This is a genomic window from Stenotrophomonas sp. 278 (genome assembly GCF_003935715.1).
GTDB lineage: Bacteria > Pseudomonadota > Gammaproteobacteria > Xanthomonadales > Xanthomonadaceae > Stenotrophomonas > Stenotrophomonas maltophilia_AH.
In genome coordinates, this window is the sequence record NZ_RHPP01000038.1 from 1 (window position 1) to 15630 (window position 15630).

Below are 15630 nucleotides of genomic sequence, written 5' to 3' on the forward strand. Positions count from 1 at the left end.
GCCGCGATGGGCGACCGGCGCTGCAGGGCCGGTGAAGCGCTGGGGCCGAACGCCGGCTTTGCCGGTCTGGCCGACGTCAGCACCCAGCTGTCGCGGCGCGGTTTCATCTACAGCCTGTTCCAGCCCGTATATGGCGCACGCACCGCCTATCGCCTGCTGGTGATGCTGGCCGGCAAGGCCAGCGTGCCGCGCAAGGTGCTGTGCCTGCTGGCGGCGGTGTTCGCGATTGCGCCGCTGGAGCTGCTGGCTGCACTGGTGGGCCTGCTTGGCATAGGCTGGCTGGCCGGCGGCATGGCCGGCGTGTGGGCCACGCTGCTGCCCTCGCTGTTATGCGCCTACGGTGCCGGTGTGCTGGCCTCGGCGCTGCGTGTGGCGCGTGTGGCGCGACGCAACCTGCTGGGGCTGTGCTCCGGTGCCAGCCAACCTGATTCCGGGGCACCGGCGCTGACCGATTGGCTGCACACGCAGTTGCAGGCGCTTTCCGGCAAGCCATTGGAGCAGCCGCTTACGTTCGGCGACCTGCACAACGCGCCGCGCTATGTGGGCGAACCGGTCGGCGCGCATGCAATCAGCCTGCAGATGATCACCACCTGCGTGTCGCACACCGAACCGCGCACACTGCCGTTCACCGCCTCGCAGTTCTGGTTCCGCCGCGAGGAATTTGAACGGCTGTTCCCGGCCAGTGTGGTGCATTGGTTGGTGGAGCGAGCAGGTACGCCGCAGTCCGTTGACGGTGTCGACTACTACCGGCTGCCGGAAAGCGAACACCTGCCGGTGCTCGTGGCCACGCGCATGAGCCTGAGCTTTCCGCTGCTGATCAGCGCGGTGCCGCTGCATGAGCCGGCCCGCCGTGAGCGCCGCTGCGAACCGGTGGCAGATCCGGCACCGCCCCGCGACAACACCAATGTTGCCGACAGCATGGAAGGCCTCACCAGCGGAGGCCATGGCTGCGGCCCGGTGATCACCGCATTTCGGGTGTGCTGGTTCTCCGATGGCGGCATCAGCAGCAACTTTCCGATCCATCTGTTCGATGCCGCGCTGCCACGCTGGCCGACCTTCGGCATCAACCTCGTCTACCCACCCCATGCCGAGCCGAAGCGTCTGTCGCCGGATTCGCCGGATGCGATCAATGCAGCCGTGTTCCTGCCCACCGAGAACCGGCACGGCTGGCAGCGCAGCTACCACGCCATCGCGCGCCCGCTGGCGGCCGCGGAGATGAGTGGCTTCCTGTTCTCCATCGTTTCCACCATGCAGAACTGGCGCGACGTGTTGCAGGCGCGTGCGCCTGGCTACCGCGACCGCATCGTGCACGTGTCGCTGCAGGGTGACGAAGGCGGCATGAACCTGGACATGCCGCAGGCCGTGCTCAGCCGCATCGCCGCGAAGGGCAGTGTGGCGGGTGAACGTTTCTGTGATTTCTCGTTTGCGAATCACTACTGGATCCGCTGGCGCAATCTCGCCTCGGCCTATCAGCGCTATACGCTTGAGATCGCGCGCACCGATGATCCGCTGCAGCGTGTGGCGGCATGGGCACCGGCCTACGAGACGGTGGCCATCGGCGAGCCGTTGGAGCCATCGTACCGGCTCAGCTCGGAAGAGAAGCGGCGTGAGTCGCAGCAGCTGTGGCGGATGATGGTGGAGCAGGGGGAAGCGTGGGAAGACCTGGGTCCGGATCTGACCGATGGTGCACCACGGCCCCTGCCGCAGATGAAGGTGACCCCGAGCTATTGACCGGTAGGTGCCCACCGTTGGTGGGCACGAACGATGGTGATGCAAAGCGCGCGCCGCGTTGCGTCGTCGCACGACCAACGGTCGCGCGCTACCGCCATCTCTCGACTATGGGATCCCCCTTCAACCCGGCATACCGGTCCCCCTCCAGCTCCATCCTCACCATCACCGGATTGATCGACCACAACACCCCCAGATACTCCCGCGCCCGCGTCGCATCTCCGCGCGCCATCGCCAGCCGCGCGGCACGTGCCCAGATCCGGTCCCACCCATGCGCCAGCGACAAGGCTTGTGCCAGCGCCGCATCCGCGTCTACTTCCCGTCCTTGCCGCAACAGCTGCTCGGCGCGAATCATCACCGCATGCGCCTGCCGCTGCTCCAGCATCACCCGCAGTCCGGCAATCGGCTGCGCCGCACTGTCCACGCGAAGATCGGTATCGCGCCAGTCGCCTTCCGGCGTCCGTACCAGCAGTGCGGCCGACATCCGGCCGCTGCGTTGTCCACCGGCGGCGTCACCGGCTTCCAGCGCGAGCAGCAGCCGTTCGGCCAACGGACCCTTCGCTGCCAGATAGGCATCCCGCATCGCATCCAGCACCGCAGCTCCGGCCAGCCCGTTGCCCTGCACGCTGAAACCTCGGCCACCCATCGCCCCAGCCCATGTCGACGCCAGCGCTGTCGCCCCGGTGTACTGCGCCTGTCGTCCCCGCGCGTCCACCAGCCCCACTTGGCGCTCGGCCACCGTGGTGTCGTCGTAGCCGCCATCTCCGGCCAGCAGCTGCTTCAGCGCCTGCTCTGGCGATGTCCCGGCCGCCAGCAGACGCAGCCCTTCAGGCCCGTAATGCGGGTTGGTCTCGAACTGGCTGGCCACCGCACCCACGTCAGCCTGCGCCCAGGCCACGCCCGACCCACCCACCGCCAGATTGTGCGTTGCCACGGCCACTCCGCAGCTGCCGTCGTCATCGCAGGCCGCGATGGAGAATGTGGCGTGTGCTGGCAGTGCATGCATGCTGAGAAGCAGCGCCGCGCCAACGAACAGGGATTTCATCGATCCGGTTCCTTCCAGGGCTGGAACCGGTTGGATGCGGGTTACGGGAGCAGGGTTTAGCCGCGGCCCGGCAGCTGCGCGAACGCGCGCTGCATGCAGTCTTCGCGCGGACACACCCGGCAGCCCGGTCCGATCGACACCGAGTTGCCCGGACTCTGGATATCCAGCCCGCGCGTGTAGATCAGCCGTTCGGCATGCTGCAGGTCGCAGCCCAATGCCACCGCAAAGGTCTTGCGTGGCTGCCCATGCCCGATCGGGCCGCTGCTGACCTGCCTGGCCAGCCAGAAATGGCGACGGCCATCCGGCATGCGCGCGGTCTGGGTCAGTACCCGCCCCGGCTGGTTGAAGGCTTCGTACACGATCCACAGCGGGCATGAGCCACCCACCTGCGAGAAGTGGAAGTCGGTCGCCGAATGGCGCTTGGACACGTTGCCGGCACGGTCCACGCGAATGAAGAAGAAGGGGAGCCCCGGGGCGCTGCGCCGCGCCAGCGTGCTCAGGCGGTGGCACACCGCTTCGAAGCCCACACCGAAACGGTGTGCCAGCGCGTCGATGTCATACGCGCACTGCTCGGCCGCACGCAGGAACTGCGCATACGGCATGACCAGTGCACCGGCGAAGTAGTTGCTCATGCCGATGCGTGCCTGTGCGATCTGCTCCGGCTCGCGGAAGCCAGCGCGTGCGATCACCGCATCAATCTGCGCGGCATAGCCGAGCAGCCCCAACTCGGCCGCCATCTGGAACGCCTGCTGGCCCGGCTCCAGGTAATCAGGCAGCCACAGCGTGCGGCTGCCCCCGTCATACACCCGCTTCTCGCGCCCGGCCTGCAGTGGAGCCACTTCCACCAGCACGCCGTGGCGGTCGGCCAGCAACTGGCGCAGGCGCGGCGCGACGTGCCCGGCCACCAGCCCCCATTCGGCGAACAGCTGCTCGGCCAGGTCGTCCAGCTCGGGAATGTGGTTGTGCATTCGGTTGAAGAAATCACGCACCTGGTCACCGGCCGGCAGCGCCTGTCCGGCCGGCGGGTCACCGAGCTGGAACTCCAGTGCCGCCGCGTGCTCGCGCAGCAGCAGGTGACGGCGGTGCAGGTCGAGCAGGGCATGGCTGATCTGCGGCAGGTTGCCGGCCATGGCGCGCAGTTCGGTGCTGCTGACAGTGTCCAGGCCTAGATCGCGCAGGGTCTGTCCCAGCGCCTCCTGCAGCGCCGCCGGCTCGTCGTCCTCGAACAGCGCGCCGACGTCGCCCAGCACCTCGCCCAGCTTCTGCTGCACCGCCGGCGTCAGCGGCCGCTTGTTGCGCTCGATCTGGTTCAGGTAGCTGGCCGACAGCCCCAGCGCCCGGGCCAGGTCGGCCTGGCTGAAGCCGCGCTGCTCGCGCAGCTTGAGCAGGCGCAGGCCGATCTGGCGGAGGGGAGGCTGGCTATTCACAGAATTCACAAGAATCGTAGCGGGCGTTGGCCAGATTAAGCGCAGACAGCCCGGAAATCGAGTAACGGGCTGTGAATAATGCCAATCACCTTTTCGCATCCGCCGGGATTGTCATGACTGTTGCAGCGCCCCGTATCCGCATGTTGATCGACGGCCAGTTCGTCGAATCGGCCAGCTCCAACTGGCAGAACGTGGTCAATCCGGCCACCCAGGACGTCCTGGCGCAGGTGCCGTTCGCCACTGTGAGCGAGGTGGACGCCGCCGTCGCCGCCGCCAAGGAAGCTTTCAAGACCTGGCGCAAGACCCCGATCGGCACCCGTGCCCGCATCTTCCTGAAGTACCAGCAGCTGATCCGCGAACACATGAGCGAGCTGGCCCACATTCTCAGCGCCGAACAGGGCAAGACCCTGCCGGACGCCGAAGGCGATGTGTTCCGCGGCCTGGAAGTGGTCGAGCACGCCGCCGCCATCGGCAACCTGCAGCTGGGCGAGCTGGCCAACAACGTGGCCAACGGCGTGGACACCTACACCCTGCTGCAGCCGCTGGGCGTGTGCGCCGGCATTACCCCGTTCAATTTCCCGGCGATGATTCCGCTGTGGATGTTCCCGATGGCCATCGCCACCGGCAACACCTTCATCCTCAAGCCGTCCGAACAGGACCCGATGGTCACCATGCGCCTGGTTGAACTGGCGCTGGAAGCCGGCATTCCCAAGGGCGTGCTCAACGTCGTGCACGGTGGCGAAGAAGTGGTCAACGCCATCTGCGACCACCCGGACATCAAGGCGGTCTCGTTCGTGGGCTCCACCCGCGTCGGCACCCACGTGTACAACCGCGCCTCGCTGGCCGGCAAGCGCGTGCAGTGCATGATGGGGGCGAAGAACCACGCCGTGGTCCTGCCGGACGCGAACAAGGAACAGAGCCTCAATGCCATGGTCGGTGCCGCCTTCGGTGCCGCCGGCCAGCGCTGCATGGCCGCGTCCACCCTGGTGCTGGTCGGCGAAGCCCGTGAGTGGGTGTCGGATCTGGTCGCCAAGGCCAAGACCCTGAAGGTCAGCGCCGGCACCGTCGCCGGTACCGACGTGGGTCCGGTGATTTCCTGGGCCGCCCGTGAGCGCGTCGAAGGCCTGATCGCCTCCGGCGTGGAGCAGGGCGCAAAGCTGGTGCTGGACGGCCGCAACCCGCAGGTCGACGGCTTCGAGAAGGGCAACTTCGTCGGTCCGACCATCTTCTCCGGCGTTAAGCCGGGCATGCGCATCTATGACGAGGAAATCTTCGGGCCGGTGCTGGTCATCCTCGAAGTGGACACGCTGGAAGATGCCATCGAACTGATCAACGCCAACCCGAACGGCAACGGCACCGCCGTGTTCACCCAGTCCGGTGCGGCCGCACGCAAGTTCCAGGAAGACATCGACGTCGGCCAGGTCGGCATCAACGTGCCGATCCCGGTGCCGGTGCCGCTGTTCTCGTTCACCGGTTCGCGCGCCTCCAAGCTGGGGGACCTGGGCCCGTACGGCAAGCAGGTGGTGATGTTCTACACCCAGACCAAGACGATCACGTCGCGCTGGTTCGACGACGAGACCCTGGGTCACGGCGTCAACACCACGATCAGCCTGAAGTAATACGGAGTTTCACCATGAGCCACTCGATGACGACGGAACTCGAAGAAGCGCAGCAGGCCTATAGGGAGGCGGCGCGTGACTTCGCCCAGGCCGAACTGGCACCGCACGCCGCGCGATGGGATGCGGAGGGCATCTTTCCGCGCGAGGCGATCGCCAAGGCAGGGGAACTCGGGTTCTGTGGCCTGTACATGGACCCCGAGGTCGGTGGCAGCGGCTTGAGCCGTCTGGACGCCGCCGTCGTCATCGAGGAGCTCGCCAACGTGGACCCGTCCACCGCGGCGTATATCAGCATCCACAACATGGCCTCGTGGATGGTCGCGCGCTGGGGGCAGGAAGGGCTGCGCGCGCAGTGGTGCACCGACCTGTCGGCCGGTACCAGGCTGGCCTCGTACTGCCTGACCGAACCCGGCGCGGGCTCGGACGCCGCTTCGCTGAAGACCACCGCTGTGAGGGACGGTGACCACTTCGTGCTGAACGGCTCCAAGGCCTTCATCTCAGGTGCCGGTGCCACCGAACTGCTGGTGGTGATGGCACGTACCGGGGGAGCGGGTGCAGGCGGGATCAGCGCCATCGCGGTGCCGGCCGATCTGCCGGGCATCAGTTTCGGCCGCAAGGAAGAGAAGATGGGCTGGAACAGCCAGCCCACCCGTGGCATCACCTTCGAAAACGTACGCGTGCCGGTCGACCACCTGCTGGGCGAAGAGGGCAGCGGCTTCAAGCTGGCCATGAAGGGCCTGGACGGCGGTCGCATCAACATCGCCGCCTGCTCGCTGGGTGCGGCGCAGGGCGCGCTGGATGCTGCACGTCGCTACATGGGCGAGCGCCGCCAGTTCGGCAAGACCCTGGCCGACTTCCAGGCGCTGCAATTCAAGCTCGCCGACATGGTCACCCAGCTGGTTGCCGCACGCCAGATGGTGCACAGCGCCGCACGCAAGCTCGACGCCGGTGCCAGCGACGCCAACGTGTGGTGTGCCATGGCCAAGCGCTTTGCCACGGACGCCGGCTTCCAGATCTGCAACGAAGCCCTGCAGATCCACGGCGGTTACGGTTACATTCGCGAATACCCGATTGAACGCCTGCTGCGCGACAGCCGCGTGCATCAGATTCTGGAGGGCACCAACGAGATCATGCGTGTGATCGTGGCCCGCCACCTGCTCAACACCGAAGAGGAACTGCGATGATGGATTGGCGCAAGCACGAACATACCGGCCTGAAGGTCGAGGCCGATGGCCACGTGGCCGTCGTGACGCTGGACAATCCGCCCGCGCACACCTGGACCGTGCACAGCCTGTCCGCGCTGCGTGACCTGGTCGGCGCGCTGAATGCCGACAAGGACATCTACGCCCTGGTGATCACGGGTGGCGGTGAGAAATTCTTCTCCGCCGGTGCCGACCTCAAGCAGTTCGCCTCCGGCGACAAGGCTGCCGCACGCGAAGCCGCACGCCGTTTCGGCGAAGCCTTCGAAGCGCTGTCCGGCTTCCGCGGCGTCTCCATCGCTGCGATCAATGGCTACGCCATGGGCGGCGGCCTGGAGTGCGCGCTGGCCTGCGACCTGCGTATCATCGAAGAACACGCGCAGGTGGCGCTGCCGGAGGCCACCGTCGGCCTGCTGCCGTGCGCCGGTGGCACCCAGAACCTGACCCGCCTGGTCGGCGAGGGCTGGGCCAAGCGCATGATCCTGCTGGGCGAGCGCATTGATGCGGACACCGCACTGCGCATCGGCCTGGCCGAAGAAAAGGTCGGCAAGGGCGAAGCCAAGGCGCTGGCGCTGGAGTGGGCACACAAGGCCGAGAAGCAGAGCCCGACCAGCATCGCCGCCTGCAAGACCCTGGTGCAGTTCACCCGCACCGGTTCGCACGCCGCTGCACTGGTGGCCGAGCGTGAGGCGTTCGTGGATCTGTTTGACAGCGCCGACCAGGCCGAAGGCGTGAACGCCTTCCTTGAAAAGCGCGCACCGCAGTGGAAGAACGCATGAGCAGCACGCCGTCGATGGACGAGGCCCCGGTGCTGTTCGAAGAGCGCACTGCCGCCAATGGCATGCGCATCGGCATCGCCACGTTGAATGCACCGCGCACCCTCAACGGTTTCTCGCTGCCGATGGCGCACCTGTTGCTGGAACGCCTGCAGGCCTGGGCTGACGATGCCGGTATCGCGCTGGTGGTGTTGCAGGGCGCGGGCGAGAAAGCCTTCTGTGCCGGTGGTGACCTGCACAGCCTGTACAAGAGCATGCAGGCGTATCGCGCCGACGGCAGCACCGACGTGCGCGACAACGCCTACGCCGCGGAGTTCTTCGACGTCGAATACCGCGTCGACTACGCCATCCACACCTATCCCAAGCCGATTCTGTGCTGGGGACATGGCATTGTCATGGGCGGTGGCATCGGCCTGATGTCCGGTGCCAGCCACCGTGTGGTCAGCGAGCGCAGCAAGCTGGCGTTCCCGGAGATCACGGTCGGTCTGTTCCCGGATGTCGGCGGCAGCTGGTTGCTGCCGCGTGTGCCGGGCAAGGGCGGACTGTTCCTTGCCCTCACCGGTGCCACCCTTAATGCCGGCGATGCCATCTATGCCGGATTGGCCGACATCCACATCGCCGAAGCCGACCGCCCGACCGTGTTCGAGGCGCTGGCCGGTGTGTATTGGAGCGATGACGCCCAGCGCAACCACGCCCAGCTCACTGCCCTGCTGCAGCAGCACGCCAGCGATGCCGCCACCGGGCCGCTGCTGCGCAACGCGGCCGGCATCGACGCGCTGTGCGAAGGTGCCGATGTCGCCGACGTCGTTGCTGCCATCAGCGCGCTGAGGACCGAAGATCCTTGGTTGCAGACCGCACAGGCCACCCTGGCCGCCGGTGCCCCCGGTTCGGCACGCCTGGCCTGGGAACTGCAGAAGCGCGCCGAAGGTGCTTCGCTGGCCGACGTGTATCGTTTCGAGTACGTCGCCGCACTGCATTGCGCTGCCCATGGCGACTTCGCCGAGGGTATCCGCGCGCTGCTGATCGACAAGGACCGCAGTCCGAAATGGCAGCCTGCCGCTCTCGCCGAGGCCACCCCGGCCTGGGCGCAGACCTTCTTCGTTTCGCCGTGGGACGACGCCACGCATCCGCTGGCCGACCTCGGCGCCACCGTTACTGAAAGGAGCCTTGCATGAGCCGTATTGCATTCATTGGGCTGGGCAACATGGGCGGGCCGATGGCCGCCAACCTGGCCAAGGCCGGCCATGCCGTGCGCGTGTTCGACCTGGTGCCCGCCGCCGTGCAGGCGGCCGTCGACGCCGGTGCCACTGCCGCCACCTCGGCGCTGGACACGCTGACCGACGCCGAAGTCGTGATCAGCATGCTGCCCGCCAGCCGCCATGTGGAAGGCGTGTACCTCGGCGAAGACGGCCTGCTGGCCGACATTCCCGGCGGTGCGCTGGTGATCGACTGCAGCACGATTGCGCCGGCCACCGCGCGCAAGGTCTCCGAAGCCGCCGCCGCACGTGGCCTGCAGATGCTGGACGCCCCGGTCTCCGGCGGCACTGCCGGTGCGGCCGCCGGCACGCTGACCTTCATTGTCGGTGGCGAAGCCGATGCGCTGGAACGCGCCCGCCCGCTGCTGCAGGCCATGGGCAAGAACATCTTCCACGTCGGTGCCAGCGGTGCCGGCCAGGTCGCCAAGCTGTGCAACAACATGGCGCTGGGCGTGATCATGGCCGTGACCGGTGAGTCCATCGCCCTGGGCGTCGCCCACGGCCTGGACCCGAAGGTGCTTTCGCAGATGATGGCGGTCAGCACCGGCCGCAGCTGGGCCACCGAAGTGTGCAACCCGTGGCCGGGCGTGCTGGAAAATGCGCCCGCCTCGCGTGGCTACAGCGGCGGTTTTGGCAGCGACCTCATGCTCAAGGACATGGGCCTGGCCGTAGAGGCCGCGATGAGCGTAGGTGCCTCCATCCCGCTCGGCGAACTGGCCCGCAATCTGTACTCCATGAACCACCAGGCCGGCCGCGGCAAGCTCGACTTCAGCAGCGTCGTCCAGCTGATCGCCAACGAAAAATAACAATCGCCATCACGCCGGTGGCGCACGACTCACCGGTGGCGCACGACTCACCGGTGGGTCACGACCGTTGGTCGTGAAACGAACAACCCAAATGCATCCCGCAACCCGGGATCCACCGCGGTGGGATGGGCGGCTGCCAAGCACTTGAAGCCAGGCAGCCGCCCATTTTTATGCATCAAACAATCGTCAGCGTCACATCGATGTTGCCACGGGTGGCATTCGAGTACGGGCAGACGATATGCGCCTTCTGCACCAGCTCTTCCACCTGCTCACGCGGCAGGCCCGGCACGCTGATCTGCAGTTCCGCTTCAATACCGAAGCCGGTCGGAATCTGACCAATACCCACGCGGCCCGTGATCTGCGTCTCGGCCGGCAGTGCGACCTTGGCCTGACCCGCCACGAACTTCAGCGCGCCGAGGAAGCAGGCCGAATAGCCGGCGGCGAACAGCTGTTCCGGGTTGGTGCCATTGCCGCCGGCACCGCCCAGTTCGCGCGGGGTGGACAGCTGCACGTCCAGCGCGTTGTCCGACGAGACGGCGCGACCTTCGCGACCGCCGGTTGCGGTGGCCTGGGCGGTGTACAGAACCTTTTCAATCGACATGGGATATCTCCTGGCTGTAAAGGGGTGAACCGTTGTTGAGGTGTACTTTGCCCGCAAAGGGTGGACGTGTGGCAACATGGCGTCCAGAAAACTTGATCTGGAGTCCGCCATGGTCGACCGTCTGCAATCCCTGCTCAGCCGTTTCGCGGTCCGTGCCGAGGTCTTCCACACGGGCGGGCTGACCGGCACCAACGACCTGCCCGGCGACGGCGAGCGCGGCCAGCTGCATCTCATCCGCGACGGGCGTATCCAGGTGCGGCATCAGGACGGTTCGGTGCTGGACATCGACCAGCCCAGCATCCTGCTCTATCCCCGCGCGCACGCACATCGCCTGGTCGTAGACCCCAGCACCGGCGCGGGAACCGCTTGCGCCCACGTGCAGTTCGAAGGCGGCATCAACAACCCCATCGTCAACGCCTTGCCGCCGGTGATCTGCCTGCCGCTGAAAGAGCTGTACGGCGGCGCGCCGATTCTGGAGGTGCTGTTCGAAGAAGCGTTTGCCCAGCGCTGCGGTCGGCAGGCCCTGCTGGACCGCCTGTTCGAAATCGTCCTGATCCAGGTGCTGCGTGTGCTGATGGAGAACGGCCAGCTGCGCGTTGGGCTGCTCGCGGGCATGGCGCATCCCCGCCTGCGCCACGCACTTGTCGCCATGCACGAAGCGCCAGCCGAAGAGTGGACGCTGGAAAGTCTCGCCCAACGTGCGGGCATGTCGCGCAGCGCCTTCGCCGACAGTTTCCGCGACACTATTGGCAGCACGCCCGGCCATTATCTGCAGGGCTGGCGCACCCGCCTGGTGCAGCAGGCGCTGCGCAAAGGGCAGCCGCTCAAGCGCATCGCGATGGATGTGGGCTATGGCAGCGAGGCGGCGCTGTCGCGCGCGTTCAAGGCGCAGACCGGGCAGTCGCCGCGGCAGTGGAAGCAGGGTGTGACGGGCACGGCGTGATCCACTGACCACGACTTTGGGCACGGGTGGCGACGCCATCACCCCGTTAGCATGGCCCGGCAGGTCCACCTTCCGGGAGATCGTTCGATGCACGTTCTTCGTATGCGTCATGCCTACAGGCCGCTTCTCTCTGCCGTACTGCTGGCAGCCAGCTTCATCGCACAGGCCGAAGCCGAGCCGGTCAGCGAACCGAACTACACCACCCAGAACCTGATCATCTACAACGAACAGGGGCAGGTGCTGCTGCAACGCAACTTCATGGGCTGGAGCACGCCGGGCTGGCGTTACGACGACCGGGTCACGCTCACAGAGGGACTGCATCAGCTGGCGGGGCGCTATGGTGTCAAGATCACCGACCTGCGGCTGGCAGGGCTCTTTACCTATCGGTATACCTACACGCCGGCGATGTCCACGCGATCGCACTACTCCGCACGGCTTGCGGGCGGAGCGCCCAAGGCACCGCAGGGTTTCGACGAGCTGCGCTGGTTCTCACCGAAGGATGCCATCGCGGCCATGGGCGATGCTTCTCAGCGTTCGCCCCAGGCGTTGGTGCAATTGAACCGACAGATGCTGGAGAACCCCGAAACCATTTGGGGCGGTGCATTCCATATCCGTCAGGAAGACGAACGTTACCTGAGCGAGATGACTGAGCCGTTCCACGCGTGGGGAGGTCAATCGCGGCGATCGGAGTGATCGCCGCGCCCAGCCTTTGACGTGCTACTGGATGTTGAGCGGATCGTCGCCCTTCTTGTACGCGTAGCCGGTCATTACCCAGTGTCCACCGTGACCAGTGGAAGGTTCGGTCCACTGGAATGTCCATGACTGCATCGTGCCGTCTGGCAGCGTGTTCTCAACGCTGTAGACCTCACCCGGGTAGCCTGAGTCCGGCAGCCCGCCGGGCGGCGCCGGGGTGTTTCGCTGGGTGAGAGGGAAGTGCTGGATCCTCTCCACGGACACCACGCCTGCGCCGGTCAGCGGTGGAAACCGGGGCGCATGCTTCGAGACCCATGCGAGTACTTTCTGCCCCTCGCCCTGGTCCGCTGCCCAGGTGTGGTTGACGACGACGGTAGCGCTCGATGGCGCTTTCGCCACCGCTACGCTGGTGGCGCTGGCTGCCAGTACCAGTGCAAGTGCTGCTGAGACGATCAACCTCATAGCATTCACTCCCTTGATCAAGCGCGATGTGGATTCATTGCGCCACATCGAAGCTAGTGCAGCCTTGCATCATGCCGAATGCAACAAGTTGCGTCCTGCATTCGGGTAGGCCCAAACCTGATCCGATCCCGCGCACACCCTCAAATGGTCCACTCCCGATCCGTCGTAAACATGATCGTCAGCCAGCGATCAGGCGATTCCTCCCCCAGCGCCTCACCGATCTCATCGCGCAGCCGGTCCCATTCCACCAACGCACGCGGCGGATCATTCTCCGGCACCACAAAGAACAGCTCGATCTGATCGCCGCGCCCAACCTTGGCCACATAGCTGCGGTGCTCAATGAAGCCATGTTTGGCCACCACCGCCCGCGCCACCTCGTCCACATGCGCCTGCAGGGCCAACGGCGTGATCAGCAGGATGTCCGATAGCGCCCGCCGCACCGTGCCCAGCGGGGCCAGCACCACGAACGCGCACACCACCAGCAGAATGGCCGGATCGATATACGGCACCACCCAGGCCCACGAAGTTCCGCGCAGCAGCCATCCACCGCCAAAGGCCAGCAGGTAGGCCCCGGACATCGCGGCAGCCACCATCCAGTTCTTCGCATCCAGCCCCACGAACTCCGAGCCGATGCGCCGGTTCGCCCGCCGCACGAAGATCGCAAGGGCACTCTCGGCAATGATCGACAGCACCGCGAACACAATCGCCGGCCCCAGCGCGATATGGCGTCCGCCCGACATCAGCGCGTCCACCGCATTGACCGCCGCATACAGCGCCGCGCCGATCATCAGCGTGCCGCTGACCCCCAGCACGATCGGCTCGAGGTGCCAGAAGCCCATGGTGAAGCGCTGGTTCAAGCGGGACTGCAGCGCATCCACATTGGTGGACAGGCTGATCAACCGCACCACCAGCAGTGACAGCCAGGTCATCACCACGTCGATCAGCCCATAGATGCCATCGAAGATGATCAGCGACGAGTTGGCCAGCAGCCCGAAGGCCACGGCGGCGGCCGCCATCGCAAATGAGGCCGCAATCGACAGGCTCAGCACGCCCTGTTCGGTGGTGGGATCGAAGCGGGACGGTCGGGTGCTGCGCATGGTGCAGGGGGCGGGAATGGGCGTGGCTCATTGTGCACACCTCCCGTGACAGGCCATGAAGATCGCGCGTAAGTGCCTGATCTGAATGATGGAGCAACCGGCATGTCAGCCCAGCGTCATCAAGTTGACGCCCATCCCGTACAATCGCCCCAGCGCAGCCGTGGGGACGGTTGCCGGCCGGACGCAGGAGCCGTATCGCCGGGCGGTAACGATCCGCTGTGCAGAATGGATGCTCAACTATCGCCGTGCGCCCGGACAGGGCCAGGCATTACGCAGGGAGAAGCGGAACATGAACTTGAATACCTCGAATCTGGCGCTGAGCGCCGCCGCGCGCCGTGCTGCGGTGCTGGTATTTTGCCTCGGACTGGTTGCCGCCAATGCTGCCGCTGCCGCTCCGCAGACGTCCTCGGCACCCGCCGCAGAGACGATCAGCGACGAGGACATGGACCCGGGCCTGGACGATTCCTTCAACATCGCCGACCTTCGTCCGCAGTACAAGGCATGTATCAATGCCAGTGACGCCGTCATGCCAAAGGTGCAGGCGTGCCAGGAACAGGAGTTCGTCTACCAGCGCGGGCGCATGCGCGCCGCCCTGGCCCGGATCGACGCCGGTCCGGACAGCTACTTCAAGGACGAAATCGGCAACTGGCAGCACGTCTACATGCAAAGCACCAAAATCAACTGCACGAACGTGGAGGAGCGCGGTCCGGCAGGTGAGGGGCTATCATGCCGCATCAACCGATACGCCAATCGCGCGCGCGCGCTCGAAGGATTGGCCGACATGGCCGACAAGGCTTACGCAAAGGGGAAGTGAGCAACATGGGGAACGGAATCTCTCAAACTGCGTTGTTGGCCCTCTGCCTTGCGCTGGCCGCCTGCAAACCTTCTGCCCCGGAAGCAGCCATCGCCTCGTCCCCGGCGGCCTCGTCCCCTGCCGCTGCAGCCGCCGTCGCTTCGCCATCGGCCAGCGCGCCCGCTGCCGCCGAATCGGCCCCGGCGGACGACGACCTGGCATCGCGCCGACCCGACGACTCCTACCGCAAGGCAAACCTCCGCCCGGAGTATGACCGGTGCATTGAGGCAGCCGGCGCGACCACTCCGGACCTGTATGCCTGCAACGACGAAGAACTGGCATTCCATGAGCGGAAGCTGGAGGAACAATTCTTCAGGATCATCTCGCTGCCGGACGGGCAGGAGAAGGACGCGTTGATGGACGAGCAGGCGGCGTACATGCACGACACCAATCGCCACTGCGCGTTCAATCCAGAAGAAGACGGTCAGGGCCAGATGCTGGACGCGCAGTCATGTCGCATCAATCGAACCGCCAACCGCGTCCCGGCGTTGAGCGCGCTGGCTGATATGGCCGAGAGTCGGGCGCAACAGGCAATCGCGGACGAGCAGGAGTGGGCCCCCGTGCCGACCACGCAGAAGCGGGCTACTGTGACCGGCGACGTCGATCCGGAAGCGCCGATCCTTGACGAAGACGGAAACCCCTACGCACCGGATAGCTCATACAGCCGCGCCAATCTGCGCCCCCGGTATGGCAAGTGCATCCGCGCCAGCGACGGATCGACCCCGTCGCTGCAGGAATGCGGCGACGAGGAGTATGTCTTTCAGCGCAAGCGCATGATTGCAGCGCTGGACGTCATCGCTGCAGGGCCGGACAGCGTGGCCAAGGACAGGCTGATGGATGAGCAGGATGCCTACATGAGGGACACCGACCTCTACTGCCGCTACGACTGGAGGACGCAAGGCCAGGGTCATATGCTGGATGCGCAGTCGTGCCGCATCAACCGTCACGCCAACCGTGCCGACGCACTGGAAAGAGTGATTCGAAGGGCAGGCAAGGTATACGCGAAGAAGAATTGAAACAACGACTCCAAACAAGAATCACGCTGTCACCAGCAAGGCATCCACCTGAAAGGAGAGAGAGACAATGCGGACTACGAACACCCCCCTTCACCGTCGCATCGCTCAGCCG

The 15630-nt window shown here is 65.9% G+C and carries 15 protein-coding genes; 10 read left to right on the forward strand and 5 right to left on the reverse strand.

Translation table 11 applies throughout. From position 1 onward, the window contains the following. Positions 1 to 1731, forward strand: a 1731-nt coding sequence (locus tag EGJ34_RS08515) for a patatin-like phospholipase family protein (RefSeq protein WP_125360067.1), incomplete at its 5' end; no start/stop codon positions are given. 88 nt (positions 1732 to 1819) lie between these two features. Here EGJ34_RS08515 and EGJ34_RS08520 read toward each other — a convergent pair. Together EGJ34_RS08520 and EGJ34_RS08525 are read right to left on the reverse strand one after the other, a co-directional pair. After that, positions 1820 to 2773 carry a DUF1028 domain-containing protein gene (locus EGJ34_RS08520; protein ID WP_125360068.1) on the reverse strand — a complete coding sequence of 318 codons (954 nt, stop codon included), beginning with the start codon at positions 2771 to 2773 and terminating at the stop codon, positions 1820 to 1822. A gap of 56 nt (positions 2774 to 2829) precedes the next feature. Continuing rightward, positions 2830 to 4200, reverse strand: coding sequence for a short-chain fatty acyl-CoA regulator family protein (locus EGJ34_RS08525; RefSeq protein WP_125360069.1), 1371 nt, complete (start codon positions 4198 to 4200; stop codon positions 2830 to 2832). A 113-nt stretch (positions 4201 to 4313) separates the two neighbouring features. On the opposite strand from EGJ34_RS08525, the gene EGJ34_RS08530 reads away from it, so the two are divergent. The 5 genes from EGJ34_RS08530 to mmsB are packed head-to-tail and all read left to right on the forward strand — an operon-like array spanning position 4314 to position 9853. Continuing rightward, positions 4314 to 5819, forward strand: a complete 1506-nt coding sequence (locus tag EGJ34_RS08530) for a CoA-acylating methylmalonate-semialdehyde dehydrogenase (protein WP_125360070.1) — start codon at positions 4314 to 4316, stop codon at positions 5817 to 5819. A gap of 14 nt (positions 5820 to 5833) precedes the next feature. Next, complete coding sequence (locus EGJ34_RS08535) at positions 5834 to 7000, forward strand: acyl-CoA dehydrogenase family protein (RefSeq protein ID WP_125360071.1); 1167 nt, start codon at positions 5834 to 5836, stop codon at positions 6998 to 7000. Next, positions 6997 to 7794: an enoyl-CoA hydratase gene (locus tag EGJ34_RS08540; RefSeq protein WP_125360072.1), complete on the forward strand. Its 798-nt coding sequence runs from the start codon at positions 6997 to 6999 to the stop codon at positions 7792 to 7794. Before EGJ34_RS08535 ends, EGJ34_RS08540 begins: the two co-directional genes overlap by 4 nt. Beyond that, on the forward strand, positions 7791 to 8966 hold the full coding sequence (locus EGJ34_RS08545; RefSeq protein ID WP_125360073.1) for an enoyl-CoA hydratase/isomerase family protein: 1176 nt from the start codon (positions 7791 to 7793) through the stop codon (positions 8964 to 8966). The genes EGJ34_RS08540 and EGJ34_RS08545 overlap by 4 nt, the downstream gene beginning before the upstream one ends. Further along, positions 8963 to 9853, forward strand: coding sequence for a 3-hydroxyisobutyrate dehydrogenase (gene mmsB, locus EGJ34_RS08550; protein ID WP_125360074.1), 891 nt, complete (start codon positions 8963 to 8965; stop codon positions 9851 to 9853). Before EGJ34_RS08545 ends, mmsB begins: the two co-directional genes overlap by 4 nt. A gap of 175 nt (positions 9854 to 10028) precedes the next feature. On the opposite strand, the gene EGJ34_RS08555 is transcribed toward mmsB, so the two are convergent. Then, complete coding sequence (locus tag EGJ34_RS08555; protein WP_125360075.1) at positions 10029 to 10454, reverse strand: organic hydroperoxide resistance protein; 426 nt, start codon at positions 10452 to 10454, stop codon at positions 10029 to 10031. Between the two features lie 109 nt (positions 10455 to 10563). Here EGJ34_RS08555 and EGJ34_RS08560 point away from each other — a divergent pair, with 109 nt between their 5' ends. Beyond that, positions 10564 to 11397, forward strand: a complete 834-nt coding sequence (locus EGJ34_RS08560) for an AraC family transcriptional regulator (protein ID WP_125360076.1) — start codon at positions 10564 to 10566, stop codon at positions 11395 to 11397. A 102-nt stretch (positions 11398 to 11499) separates the two neighbouring features. Beyond that, positions 11500 to 12090 carry an NUDIX hydrolase gene (locus EGJ34_RS08565; protein WP_125360077.1) on the forward strand — a complete coding sequence of 197 codons (591 nt, stop codon included), beginning with the start codon at positions 11500 to 11502 and terminating at the stop codon, positions 12088 to 12090. A gap of 24 nt (positions 12091 to 12114) precedes the next feature. On the opposite strand, the gene EGJ34_RS08570 is transcribed toward EGJ34_RS08565, so the two are convergent. Both EGJ34_RS08570 and EGJ34_RS08575 read right to left on the reverse strand, forming a co-directional pair. Further along, positions 12115 to 12552 (reverse strand): hypothetical protein, encoded by a 438-nt coding sequence (locus EGJ34_RS08570; RefSeq protein WP_125360078.1) that lies wholly within the window; start codon positions 12550 to 12552, stop codon positions 12115 to 12117. Between the two features lie 140 nt (positions 12553 to 12692). Then, a complete protein-coding gene (locus tag EGJ34_RS08575) occupies positions 12693 to 13649 on the reverse strand; it encodes a cation transporter (protein WP_125360079.1) in 957 nt (318 codons plus the stop codon). A gap of 289 nt (positions 13650 to 13938) precedes the next feature. On the opposite strand from EGJ34_RS08575, the gene EGJ34_RS08580 reads away from it, so the two are divergent. Together EGJ34_RS08580 and EGJ34_RS08585 are read left to right on the forward strand one after the other, a co-directional pair. Continuing rightward, on the forward strand, positions 13939 to 14463 hold the full coding sequence (locus EGJ34_RS08580) for a hypothetical protein (RefSeq protein WP_125360080.1): 525 nt from the start codon (positions 13939 to 13941) through the stop codon (positions 14461 to 14463). Further along, on the forward strand, positions 14376 to 15518 hold the full coding sequence (locus tag EGJ34_RS08585; RefSeq protein ID WP_221740393.1) for a lysozyme inhibitor LprI family protein: 1143 nt from the start codon (positions 14376 to 14378) through the stop codon (positions 15516 to 15518). The genes EGJ34_RS08580 and EGJ34_RS08585 overlap by 88 nt, the downstream gene beginning before the upstream one ends. Positions 15519 to 15630: the final 112 nt, after the last annotated feature.